Raw genomic sequence first — 12,733 nt, 5'->3', positions numbered from 1 at the left:
ACAGCCCAGAGGACGCGCGGCGCTGTCGTGAATGTCTCAGTTTGATCGATCCCGGAGATTCGAACGAAATCTGCCGGGCAATAGCAATTTTGCGCCAAGACTGTCGTTATCACGCGAACTGCTTCCCTTCCAAAGTTGCACATTCCTTGGCATGTTCCCAACCCGTGCCGTTTTTGACATCATGGCCCGGATGCGGAATGGTAAAAGGCAGAAAGCCAACAATGGGAGTTTCGTGATGACAATCTACAAGAGTAATGGCGATCGCGTTCCGGATCACATCCATGCAATGGCCGAAGAAGCCAGGGCCGGACGTGTCGATCGCCGCGAGTTTCTGGCTCTGGCCAGCGTCTTCGGCGCGTCCACGGCGATGGCCTATGGAATGCTCGGCCTCGCCGACCCGACGCCGGCAAGAGCGCAGGACGTACAGGGCAAGAAGGGCGGCATATTGAAGGTCGCCATGTGGATCAAGGATCCGAAGGATCCGCGCAAGGCCGACTGGTCGGAAATCGCCAATGCCGAGCGCCAAGCACTCGAGCCGTTGGTCAAGTACACAAACGAATTCACGTTCCGCCCCTACCTGCTCGAGAGTTGGGACGTCAACGACGACGCCACCGAATACACGCTGCATGTGCGCAAGGGCGTCACCTGGAACAACGGCGATCCGTTCACCGCGGATGACGTCATCTTCAACTTCAAGCGTTGGGCCGACAAGAAAGCCGAAGGCAATTCTATGCCCGGTCGTCTCGGCTCGCTGGTCAAGGACGACAAGCTGGATGAGAGCGCAGTCACCAAGGTCGACGAACACACGGTCAAGCTAAAGCTCAGCACGCCTGATATCGCGCTCATTCCCAACGTGTGCGACTATCCCGGCCTCATCGTCCACAAGACCTTCGACGAAAAGGGCGGCGATTTCAAAGCCTGCCCGATCGGCACCGGCCCGTTCGAGCTCGTCTCCTACGATGTCGGCCAGAAAGTCGTCTACAAGCGCCGCGAAGACAACAAGTGGTGGGACGGCGAGGTCTTTCTCGACGGCATCGAGTTCATCGACTACGGCACCGATCCCGCGGCTACGGTCAGCGCCTTCGAATCGGGAGAGGTCCATACCAATTTCGAGACGTCGGCCGACTATGTGTCAATCCTCGACGGTGTCGACCTGGTCAAGTACGAGGTGGTCACCGCAGCGACCATCGTCTGCCGCACCAATGTGGCCAACAAGCCTTATGACGATCAGAAGGTCCGCAACGCGCTCCAGCTCGCAGTCGACAACGCCGTCGTGCTGCAGCTTGGCATGGCCAATGCCGGTACTGTCGCCGAAAACCACCATGTCAGCCCGATCCATCCGGAATATTACGAGCTGCCGAAGATTGCCCGCGATCCGGCCAAGGCGAAGGCGCTGATGGAGGAAGCCGGTCAGGCCGATTTCGAGCACGAGCTGATCACGGTCGACGAAGACTGGCACAAGAATACCGGCGATGCGATCGCCGCGCAGATGCGCGACGCCGGCATCAAGGTGAAGCGCACGGTGCTGCCGGGTTCGACGTTCTGGAACGACTGGACGAAGTATCCGCTGTCGATAACCAACTGGAACATGCGGCCGCTCGGCGTCCAGGTTCTGGCGATCGGCTACCGCACCGGAGAAGCCTGGAACGAAACCGCCTGGTCGAATCCCGAATGGGATGCCAAGCTCAACGCCGCGCTCGCTGTTGCCGACGCCGCCAAGCGCAAGGAGATGATGAAGGACATCGAGCAGATCCTGCAGGATTCCGGAATCATCATCCAGCCTTTCTGGCGCAAGCTCTACAGTCACTCGGTGGCTGCCGTTAAGAACTACGCCATGCACCCGACCTTCGAGCGCGACTACGGCAAGGTCTGGCTCGACGAGGCCTGATCGGATCGAAGCCAAAGGGGAGGGAGGGCGTTGTTCCCTCCCTCCTGTTTCGAACATGATCCAAATGTGGGATCAGCGCAAAAAGGTGCTGACTTTTCAGGCCGGCTCATGCGACAAATCAAGGGTTGACAGCACCTGACCCCAACCCGATCGGCAGGGGGCCGCCATGCTTTCCTTCATCCTTCGACGCCTCGGCACCATGGCATTGACGATGCTGTGCCTGACGTTGGTCGTCTTCTTCCTGATCAATCTCGACCCCAATCTGAAAAAACTGGCGATCAGCCAGACCGAAATGCACACCTCGGCCGAGCAGCTCGAAAGCTGGCTGGTCAACCATGGCTATCGCCAGTATTTCTTCTCCCGCTATGGCCAATGGCTGGGTATCGTGCCCAAACAGCCGGTCACAGACCCGGCAACGGGCAAACCCGCGCGACGTTTTTCGTTCTGCAACGATCCTGTCGAGCCGACGTTCTCCGGCGTGCTGCAGGGTGATTTCGGCTGCTCGACCAAGTTCAAGGCGACGGTCGCGTCGAAGCTTTTCCCGGCGCTCGGCGCCACCGGTATTCTGATGTTCTGGGTGCTTGTGGTGATGGTGCCGATCTCGCTTCTGATCGGCATCCTTGCCGGCATGCGAGAAGGCTCGCGAACCGATCGAACGTTGTCCGTCGCCTCGATCGCCTCGACGGCGACGCCCGAATATGTGTCGGGCGTCATTTTCACCGTCATTTTCGCCTCATGGCTCGGCCTGCTGAACGGTTCGGCGGCTTCGGCCAGCCGGGGCATCACCTTCTACAATTTCACTTTGCCTGTGATGACGCTGGCGATCTACGGCATCGGCTACATCGCCCGCATGACCCGCGCCTCGATGGTCGAGGTGATGACGCAGCAATATATCCGCACCGCGCGGCTGAAGGGCCTCTCCTTCGGCAGCGTCGTGGTCAAGCATGCGCTGCGCAACGCGCTGATCGCGCCGTTCACTGTCATCATGCTGCAATTTCCCTGGCTGCTCACCGGCGTCGTCATCGTCGAGGTGATGTTCCGCTACCAGGGATTTGGCTACACGCTGGTCGAGGCGGCCGGCAACAACGATATCGATCTTTTGCTCGGCTGCTCCCTGGTCTCGGTGTTCATCGTCCTGATCACGCAGCTCATTTCCGATGTCGGCTACGCGTTTCTCAATCCGCGTATCAGAGTTCAATAGGGGATCGAGCGGATGCAGCTTGAATATATCGGCGCCGTCGATGTGGTGCTTGGCGTGCTTGCGCGTTTCTGGCCGGTCTGGATCGCTCTCGTCCTGGTGATGGGGGCGAGCTTCGCCTACAAGAAGAGGCTTGGCCTCTACGGTCAGCTGTTCGACAGCAGCGTCGGCATCGTCGGCGTCGGCATCTGCCTGTTCTGGCTGTTCACGGCGATCTTCGCGTCGACCATCTCGCCCTTCAATCCGCTTGTCCAGATACCGATCATGAAGGATGCGCTGCCGGGCGCGGTCGAGCCGCAATCGGGACTTGTCTACCTGTTCGGCGGCGACAAGCTTGCCCGCGACGTGTTCAGCCGCATGGTCTATGGCAGTCAGATCGTGCTGATCATCGCGCCGGCGGCGACCGGTTTCGCGCTGATGGTCGGCATCACGCTTGGCCTGCCGGCCGGTTATTATGGCGGCAGGATCGATACGGTGCTGTCATTCCTCGCCAACCTCGTGCTCGCCTTCCCGGTGATTCTCCTGTTCTATCTCTTGGTGACGCCGGGCATCATGGAGACGCCGATCCCCTATGCGATGGCCGGGCTGTTCTTCCTGTTCCCGATCATCTTCTTCAGCGTGCTGTTCTGGACGCGCTACAAGAAGCGGCCGGACCGCCTTTACATCCTCCTGGGGCTGACCCTTGCCATTGGCGGCTGGGTCTATGCCGGCCTGGTCTTCGATGCCGACCCGTTCAGGATAATCCATATCGATCCCAACCAGCTCAACATCTTCGTGGCGGTGGTGTTCGCCTCCAGCCCCGGCGTGTTCCGCATCGTGCGCGGCCTTGTCATGGACATCAAGACGCGCGACTATGTGGCGGCGGCGCAGACGCGCGGTGAATCGCCCTGGTACATCATGCTGTGGGAGATCCTTCCCAATGCACGCGGGCCGCTGATCGTCGATGCCTGCCTGCGTATCGGCTACACCACGATCCTGCTCGGCACGCTCGGCTATTTTGGGCTGGGGCTGGCGCCCGAGAGTCCGGACTGGGGCACCGCGATCAAGGACGCCAGCCGGCTGCTGCGCTCCTTCATCCATCCGGCGCTGCCGCCGACGATCGCGCTGATGTCGTTCGTGCTGGGCCTTAATCTGCTGGCCGACTCGCTGCGTGAACAATCGATGAAAGATTGATGGACGGGTTCTCGACCCGATATGCTTGAAAGAACAAGGATTGGAGCGACCCATGAATGAGGCAGTTCGAAATCCCGCCAAGCCGACCAATGGGCCGATCATCGAGATCGAGAACCTGTCGATTTCCTTCTTCACCCGCAAGGGTGAGATACCGGCCGTTATGGACTTCTCCTGCACGGTCATGCCTGGCGAAGCGATGGGCATCGTCGGCGAATCCGGCTGCGGCAAGTCGACCGTGTCGCTCGGCATCATGCGCGACCTCTCCAACATCGGAAAGATCGTCGGCGGTCGGATAAAGTTCCAGGGCAAGGACATGGGCGAGCTGTCCGACGAGGAACTGCGCGCCATCCGCGGCAACAAGATCGCGATGATCTACCAGGAGCCGATGGCCAGCCTGAACCCGGCGATGAAGGTCGGCCAGCAACTGATGGAAGTGCCGCTGATCCACGACAAGGTGTCGAAGGAAGAGGCTTATAGACGCGCGCTGGAAATGGTGCGCGCGGTCAGGCTGCCCGATCCCGAGCGCATGATGCGCTCCTTTCCGCACCAGCTTTCCGGTGGCCAGCAACAGCGTATCGTCATCGCCATGGCGCTGCTGTCGAAGCCGGCGCTGCTCCTGCTCGACGAGCCGACGACGGCGCTCGACGTGACGGTGGAAGCCGGCATCGTCGACCTGGTCAAGGGGCTCGGCGAGAAGTTCGGCACCTCGATGATCTTCGTGTCGCATAATCTCGGCCTGATCCTGGAAACCTGCGACCGCATTACGGTGATGTATTCGGGCGAAGCGGTGGAGACCGGCAAGATCAAGGACGTCTTCGACCGGATGCGCCATCCCTACACGCAAGGCCTGTTCCGCTCGATCCCGCTGCCCGGCGCCGACAAGAATTCGCGGCCTCTGATCTCCATACCGGGGCAATTGCCGCTGCCGCACGAGCGGCCGAAGGGCTGCAATTTCGGCCCCCGCTGCCACCATTTCGTCGAGGGCGTCTGCAACGCCGCCGAAATCCCGATGATCGCGGTCGACGGCCATGAAGGCCATTTTTCGCGCTGCGTGCGCTTCAACGAGATCGACTGGGAGGCGCTGCCGCCCGGCGCCAAGAAGGTCAACGAGCGCGTCGAGCCCGGCGCGCCGGTGCTCAAGATCGAGGACCTCAAAAAATACTACAAGGTCGGCGGCAGCGAAGTGTTCGGCTCAAGCGAGGGCCGCGTCGTCAAGGCCAACGAGACGATCTCCTTCATGGCGCGCGAATCCGAGACCGTCGCCATTGTCGGCGAGTCCGGTTGTGGGAAGTCGACGCTTGCCAAGGTGCTGCTCGGGCTGGAGACGGCAAGCTCGGGCAGCGTGACGCTCGGCAACCAACAGATCCAGTCGACCGGCGTCGAGAAGCGCAGTGTCGAGACGGTGTCGTCGATCCAGATGGTGTTCCAGAACCCGTTCGACACCCTCAACCCCAGCCATACGGTCGGCTCACAGATCATCCGCACGCTGGAAAAGTTCAATGTCGGCAACACCGTTGCCGATCGCCGCAAGCGCATGCTGGAGCTTCTCGACCTGGTGAAGCTGCCGCGGGCGTTCGAGAGCCGCAAGCCGCGCCAGCTCTCAGGCGGCCAGAAGCAGCGCATTGGCGTGGCGCGGGCCTTTGCCGGCGATGCCAAGGTGGTGGTGGCCGACGAGCCGGTTTCGGCGCTCGACGTGTCGGTGCAGGCGGCGGTGACTGAGCTCCTGATGGACATCCAGCGCAAGAACAAGACGACGATGCTGTTCATCAGCCACGACCTGTCGGTGGTGCGCTACATCGCCGATCGTGTCGTCGTCATGTATCTCGGCTATATCGTCGAGCAGGGCACGACCGACCAGATATTTTCGCCGCCCTATCATCCCTATACCGAGGCGTTGCTGTCGGCGATCCCGATCGCCGACACCAGCGTGATCAAGAAGCACATCGTGCTGGAGGGCGACATTCCGTCGGCGATGAACCCGCCAACCGGCTGTCCGTTTCAAACGCGTTGCGGCTACAAGAAGCTGGTGCCGGACAATCTTTGCGAGACGCAGGTGCCGCCGGTGAAGAATCTCGGCGACGGTCATTTGAGCCTGTGCTGGCTTGCCGACGACGTGCTGGCGAAAATGGAGCCGGTAATCAAATTCGACAAGGAGCATGCCGCCCATGAGGGGTTGCCGGACGACGCGCCGCAAGGCATCGGTCCTGGCTTTGCCGGCGCTCCGCCCAAGCGTCCGCGCGGCAAAAGGCCGAAGCTGACGGATGGCTAGATCCTTGGCTTCATCAACGCGCGCATTGGCGTAGCTGCGCGGCATAATCCCGAGCCATCTTCTCGGTGGCTCGCGCATAGCGCTGCACGCCGGCATCGCCGCGATTCCCGCGGCCATAGGCCGTCCAGCCGAGATAATAAGCCAGATAGAGGTTGTAGGTGTCGTTGCGGGCGACGCCGAGCGTGTCTGATGTCTTGGAATGATACCAGCCGACGAAATCGACGGCATCGGCAAAGCTGGTGCGGCGCGCCGCCCAGCTGCCGGTCTCGCTTTGATACTGCGCCCAGGTGCCGTCGAGCGCCTGCGAGAAGCCGGTGGCGCTGGAGACACGTTTCCAGGGAATGAAGCCGAGAAGCTTGGTGCGCGGCGGCCTGGCGTTGCTCTTGAAACCGGATTCCTTCCGCACCGTCGCCATCAGCACGGGAACCGGCACGCCGTGCTTCTGTTCGGCGCGTTCGGCCGCCGCCTGCCAGTTGTCGAACCAACCGTCATTCTGGTCGAACACGGCGCAGACATCGTTGATATGGCGTGGCGGCGTCGCGCAGGCCGACAGCGCCAGCAACACGGTAACAGCTATAATTTTACTAAAACTCGACTTACCCATTGGAACAGGATTAGGCCGAAAACATAAAAGGAATCTTGCTGCGTTCCTTAACGGCCCATCGGCCGCTTTGGTCGCGGCAGAGCGAGGATAGATATTCCGACGTTTTATGTCGCTTTTGTCGGCGTGAAATTCCCGATATGCCGCCTTGGCTAAAATCACGCCCGCGGGTGGCGGATTTCTGACAGCCCGATCCTCGTGCCGGCGCTTTGATGCCCCGCATGAACGAGCCGAGACGCAAGCGCGGCGCCGAGCGAACCAGCAACAGGGGACCGGCCGCCATTCCGCAACTGCCGTTGCGCCGCGTGACAAATCCCTATCCGCCAATGGCGATGCTCTCGGCCGAACAGATCGAGGCGATCCACCAGGCGTCGATGCACATTTTGGAGAATTTCGGCATCGAGGTGATGAGCCCGCGGGCGCTCTTGCTGTTCGAGAATGCCGGAGCCAAGGTCGATCACGCGTCGATGACTGTCCGCATCGACCGCGGCATGATTGATGAGGCACTGAAGACGACGCAGTCGAGCTACACGCTTACGCCGCGCAACCCGGCCCGTGCCGTCCATCTCGGCGGCAACACCATCAACTTCACCCTGGTTGCCGGGCCGCCCAATGTGCATGACATGGAACGCGGCCGCCGCGCCGGAAACCTGCGCGACTATTGTGATCTCACCCGGCTGGCGCAGCATTTCAACTGCATCCACATGCTGGGCAACCAGGTCTGCGCCCCGGTGGAACTGCCGGCCAATTCACGCCATCTCGACACCTATTTCGCCAATCTGACGCTGGCCGACAAAAGTTTTCACGTCTCGGCGATCGGCCGCGGCAGGGCGCTCGACGGCATCGAAATGATGGCAATCGCACGCGGATTGACGCTTGATGAGATGCGCGACGATCCCGGCATCACCACCATCATTTCGGTCAACTCGCCGCGCCGCTTCGACGAGATGATGGCCGAAGGGCTGATGACCATGGCCGAGTTCGGCCAATCGGTCGCGGTGACGCCGTTCACGCTGATGGGGGCGATGAGCCCGGTGACGCTTGCCGGCGCGCTCGCCCAACAGAACGCCGAGGCGCTGTTCGGCGTGCTCTTGACGCAGCTTGTCCGCCCTGGCGCCCCGGTCATGTATGGCGCCTTCACCTCCAATGTCGACATGAAGTCCGGTGCACCGGCGTTCGGCACGCCGGAGAACACCAAAGCCAACATCGCCTCCGGGCAGCTGGCGCGGCGCTATGGACTGCCCTACCGGACGACGCCGGGCTCGGCCTCCAACGCCGCCGACGCGCAAGGCGCCTATGAGACGCTGATGGCGCTGTGGGGCGCGGTGCTCGGCCACGGCAATCTCGTCTACCACGCCGCCGGCTGGCAGGAGGGCGGGCTGACCGCGTCGTTCGAAAAGTTCATCATCGACGTCGAGATGATCCAGCACATGATGGAGTTTTTGCGCCCGATCGAAGTCAACGAGGCCGAACTCGCCGTCGAGGCATTGGGGGCGGTGCCGACCGGCGGCCATTTCTTCGGCGAGCCGCACACGCTGGAGCGCTACGCCACCGCCTTCTATCAGCCGATGCTCTCCAATTGGCAGAATTACGAGGCCTGGCAGGAGGCCGGCGGGCTCGACGCCACCGCGCGGGCGAGGCGGCTGTGGAAGAAAGCGCTGGAAGATCATGTCGAGCCGGCGATGGCTATTTCCGTGCGCGAGGCGCTGGAGGCGTATGTGGCAAAGCGCAAGGAAGCGATCGGGCAGGGCGAGCCGTGATGTTGTGTCGTGCGTCTTCGAGGACCCCCCTCTGGCGTGCCGGCCAGAGGGGGGTGATTTTAGCTCCTTCCATCCCGATTCACGTCACCCGTCCAACCACTGAAATAAGTGAGAAAATCCATGAAATCGCATGCAAAGGTCGTGGTCATTAGCGGAGGCGTCGTCGGCTGTTCCGTGCTGTTCCATCTCGCCCGTCACGGCTGGACCGACATTTTGCTTCTGGAGCGTGACGAGCTGACCTCCGGCTCGACCTGGCATGCGGCCGGCGGCATGCATACGATCAATGGCGATCCCAACGTCGCCAAGCTGCAGAAATACACGATCTCGCTCTATAAGGAGATAGAGGAGCTGTCCGGCCAGGCGACCGGCGTGCATCTGACCGGCGGCGTGCTTTTGGCGGCGACCGAGGCGCGGCTCGACTGGCTGCGCGGCGTCGTCGCCAAGGGACGATATCTCGGCATCGATCTCGAGGAGATTTCGCCGAACGAAGCGGCCGAACTGATGCCGCTGCTCGATCCGAAGCAGTTCGTCGGCGCCGTCCGCAACAAGGAGGACGGTCATCTCGATCCATCGGGCGTCACCCATGCCTATGCCAAGGCTGCGAGAAAACTTGGCGCCGAGGTTGAGCGCTTCACCAAGGTCGAGGGCATCGTGCGCCGCCCCGACGGGCTGTGGCGCATCATCACCAACAAGGGCGACGTGGTGGCTGAGCATGTCGTCAACGCCGGCGGTCTATGGGCGCGCGAGGTCGGCCGCATGATCGGGCTGGAACTGCCGGTGCTGGCCATGGAGCACATGTACCTGATCACCGAGGACATGCCGGAAGTCGCCGCCTGGAACCAGAACACCGGCACGGAGATCATCCACGCGGTCGATTTCGACGGCGAGCTCTATCTGCGCCAGGAGCGCGGCGGCATGCTGATGGGTACCTATGAGAAGGCCAATAAGCCATGGTCCGAATTTTCCACGCCGTGGAATTTCGGCCACGAACTGCTGGAGCCCGACATCGACCGCATCGCGCCGTCGCTGGAAGTCGGCTTCAGGCATTTCCCGGCCTTCCAGAACACCGGCATCAAGCAGATCATCAACGGTCCCTTCACCTTCGCGCCGGACGGCAACCCGCTGGTCGGACCGGTGCGGGGCCTGCCGGGTTTCTGGGTCGCCTGCGGCGTCATGGCGGGTTTCTCACAGGGCGGCGGCGTCGGCCTGGCGCTGGCGAACTGGATGATCGAGGGCGATCCCGGCGCCGACATCTGGGCGATGGATGTCTCGCGCTACGGCGACTGGGCGACGATGGCCTACACCAACGCCAAGGTGCGAGAGAATTATTCGCGGCGTTTTTCCATCCGCTTCCCCAATGAGGAGCTGCCCGCCGGGCGGCCGCTCAAGACCACGCCGGTCTATGACCTTTTGTCGGCCAAGGGCGCGCAATGGGGCGTGGCCTATGGGCTGGAAGTGCCGCTGTGGTATGCGCCCGAGGGCGTCAAGGACGAGTTCTCGTGGCGGCGCTCGAGCGATTTCCAGCATGTCGCAAAAGAGGTGAAGACGGTGCGGACACGTGTCGGCCTGTCGGAAATCTCGTCATTCGCCAAATACAGGGTGACGGGCGAGGGCGCGGCGGGCTGGCTCGACCGCCTGCTTGCCTGCAAGCTGCCAAAACCCGGCCGCATGACGCTGGCGCCGATGCTGAAGGAAGACGGCAGGCTGATTGGCGACTTTTCGCTGGCCAATCTCGGCAGTCCCAATTCCAACGGGGAGGACTGGTTCCTCGCCGGCTCCGGCATTGCCGAGCAGTATCACATGCGCTGGTTCGAGGCGCATCTGCCGCAAGATGGCTCGGTCCGTATCGAGGCGCTGGGGGCGAAGCTGACGGGCCTGTCGATCGCAGGACCCAAGGCGCGGGACGTGTTGGCCAGAGTTACGCGGGCGGATGTGTCGAATGCGGCGTTTCCGTTCATGGCTACGGCCAAGATGGATGTCGGCATGGCGCCGTGCCTGGTCGCCCGCGTCAGCTACACCGGCGATCTCGGCTACGAGATCTGGGTGGCACCGGAGTATCAGCGTGCCGCGTACCAGACCTTGATGGCGGCGGGCGAAGAATTCGGCATCGGCCTGTTCGGCTCACGCGCGCTCAACGCGCTGCGGCTTGAGAAGAACTACGGCTCGTGGGCGCGCGAATACCGGCCGATCTACGGGCCGCTCGAAGCCGGCCTCGACCGTTTCGTCGCCTATGGCAAGGAGGCCGATTTCATCGGCAAGGAGGCTGCAGTGGCCGAGCGCCAGCAAGGCGGCAAGCTGCGGCTGCGTGCCTTTGTCGTTGATACGGCAGACGCCGACGTCATCGGTGACGAGCCGATCTGGTTCGACGGCGCGGTGCGCGGCTGGGTCACGTCAGGCGGCTACGCGCACCATTCGGAGACGTCTGTGGCCATGGGCTATATCCCGAAAGAAATCGCCGACGAGGCCGGCGGTTTCCAGATTGAGCTGTTGGGCAAGCGCTTTCCCGCGCGCGTGCAGCCGACACCGCTGTTCGACGCGAATCTCGAGCGGATGCGGGGGTAAAGGCGTCGGCGGTGGCGGCTCAAGCGCTGCGGCGGTTGTCCAGCGCCAAGGCGCCGGGACCGGCGAACACAAGATAGAGGAAGATGAAGCAGAAGGAGATCGCCGCATCGCCGCCATTGTTGACCGGGAAGAAGTCACGCGGCATGTGGGCCATGAAATAGGCGATCGCCATCTGGCCGCTGAGAAGGAACGCGACCGGCTTGGTGAACAGCCCCAAAACCAGCAGGATGCCGCCGACGAATTCGAGGACGCCCGCGGTGAGCGATAGGCCGCTCAGGGTGCCGGCAGAATCGCTGACCGGGAAATTGAACAGTTTCTGGGTGCCGTGCTCCATAAACTGCAGCGCCGTCATGATGCGCAATGCCGCGAGAGCCTGCGGCTGGTATCTGGCGAGACCGTCAAAAAACTTCATCAAAGCTCCATTCACCCCTCGGGATCGGCCATAAATTATGGCCAGGCAATGGAGCACTCACTTGCCATGGCCTGCCATCAACAATCGGTGATTGGAAATGGTTTACCTCATATATTTTTTCTCTCTATGGTTGCATTTGTATCTCTGTGGTTGTATTGATGTGTAGCTCCAAACCATGCGGGTTACCTTTGCCATGAAAAAAGTCGTCGTCAGCCTATTCGCAATCCTTGCAGGCACGAGCGTCGCCATAGCCGACGACGCCAGCTGTGCTGCTTTCAAATGGCCGGTGACGCGCGAGCAGGCCCTGTTTGCGGCAGCGCCCGCCGCGCAGTCCGGGGCTGACCTTTCGGTCGGCGAGGCTGCAGATGTGGCGTTGGCGCCGGTCGACACGATCAGCTTCACAGTTCCGCCGGAACGCGCGCCGGCAGCCGGTACATTCGGCGCGACGGCAAGCGTGGCCGTGCCCCCTGAGGGAGAGCTCCAGATCAGCCTGTCTGATGAGGCCTGGGTCGATGTCGTTCAGGACGGCAAAGCCGTGAAGTCGGCGGCTTTCAGTCGTATGAAGACCTGTCCGGGGATTCGCAAGAGCGTGCGCTTCAAGCTGGCCGCCGGTCCGGCCACCGTGCAGTTCAGCGGCGCGAAAAAAGAGACCCTCAAGGTCGCGGTGCTGACGCCGGAGTAATTCTCGAAGGGGCCGGAAGGACAGGGCTCCTCCTTGTCCTGCCGGACATCTCCCCCAATTGGGCATATGCGCTAAGATAGGAGTTGCAGCGGGGAATCGGTTGTGATTCTACGCTGCGATGACTCACGAATCGCTTGTAGATGACGGCTGGGCCGAGACGATTGAGCTTCTCGGTGGTGAAGAGTTGA

9 protein-coding genes are annotated in these 12,733 nt (G+C 61.9%); 7 read left to right on the top strand and 2 right to left on the bottom strand.

What is annotated here, in order from left to right; all coding sequences use genetic code 11:
* Positions 1-235: 235 nt before the first annotated feature.
* The 4 genes from EOA85_RS13225 to EOA85_RS13210 all read left to right on the top strand — a co-directional run bounded on the left by EOA85_RS13225 (position 236) and on the right by EOA85_RS13210 (position 6,528).
* A complete protein-coding gene (locus tag EOA85_RS13225; RefSeq protein WP_127209721.1) occupies positions 236-1,888 on the top strand; it encodes an ABC transporter substrate-binding protein in 1,653 nt (550 codons plus the stop codon).
* A gap of 166 nt (positions 1,889-2,054) precedes the next feature.
* Positions 2,055-3,089: an ABC transporter permease gene (locus EOA85_RS13220; protein ID WP_127209720.1), complete on the top strand. Its 1,035-nt coding sequence runs from the start codon at positions 2,055-2,057 to the stop codon at positions 3,087-3,089.
* Positions 3,090-3,101: 12 nt separating this feature from the next.
* Entirely contained in the window at positions 3,102-4,259 is a 1,158-nt protein-coding gene (locus tag EOA85_RS13215) for an ABC transporter permease (RefSeq protein ID WP_127209719.1), read from the top strand.
* Between the two features lie 52 nt (positions 4,260-4,311).
* Positions 4,312-6,528: an ABC transporter ATP-binding protein gene (locus EOA85_RS13210; protein WP_127209718.1), complete on the top strand. Its 2,217-nt coding sequence runs from the start codon at positions 4,312-4,314 to the stop codon at positions 6,526-6,528.
* Between the two features lie 13 nt (positions 6,529-6,541).
* Here the strand turns inward: EOA85_RS13210 and EOA85_RS13205 are convergent, their stop codons facing one another.
* Entirely contained in the window at positions 6,542-7,132 is a 591-nt protein-coding gene (locus tag EOA85_RS13205; protein ID WP_127209717.1) for a hypothetical protein, read from the bottom strand.
* Positions 7,133-7,350: 218 nt separating this feature from the next.
* Between EOA85_RS13205 and EOA85_RS13200 the strand changes: the two genes are divergently transcribed.
* Together EOA85_RS13200 and EOA85_RS13195 are read left to right on the top strand one after the other, a co-directional pair.
* Positions 7,351-8,889, top strand: coding sequence for a trimethylamine methyltransferase family protein (locus EOA85_RS13200; RefSeq protein ID WP_164759631.1), 1,539 nt, complete (start codon positions 7,351-7,353; stop codon positions 8,887-8,889).
* A gap of 120 nt (positions 8,890-9,009) precedes the next feature.
* A complete protein-coding gene (locus tag EOA85_RS13195; RefSeq protein WP_127209715.1) occupies positions 9,010-11,451 on the top strand; it encodes an FAD-dependent oxidoreductase in 2,442 nt (813 codons plus the stop codon).
* 19 nt (positions 11,452-11,470) lie between these two features.
* On the opposite strand, the gene EOA85_RS13190 is transcribed toward EOA85_RS13195, so the two are convergent.
* Positions 11,471-11,863, bottom strand: a complete 393-nt coding sequence (locus EOA85_RS13190) for a DoxX family protein (protein WP_127209714.1) — start codon at positions 11,861-11,863, stop codon at positions 11,471-11,473.
* 193 nt (positions 11,864-12,056) lie between these two features.
* Between EOA85_RS13190 and EOA85_RS13185 the strand changes: the two genes are divergently transcribed.
* The gene (locus tag EOA85_RS13185) at positions 12,057-12,545 is read left to right on the top strand and encodes a hypothetical protein (RefSeq protein WP_245485736.1); all 489 of its coding nucleotides are present in this window, start codon (positions 12,057-12,059) and stop codon (positions 12,543-12,545) included.
* Positions 12,546-12,733 lie beyond the last annotated feature (188 nt).

Origin of the sequence: Mesorhizobium sp. M5C.F.Ca.IN.020.29.1.1 (assembly GCF_003997375.1) — a bacterium.
In the GTDB taxonomy this organism is placed as follows: Bacteria; Pseudomonadota; Alphaproteobacteria; order Rhizobiales; family Rhizobiaceae; genus Mesorhizobium; species Mesorhizobium wenxiniae.
The sequence above is the reverse complement of the archived record's forward strand: the minus strand, read 5'-3'. Positions and strand labels throughout refer to the sequence as shown.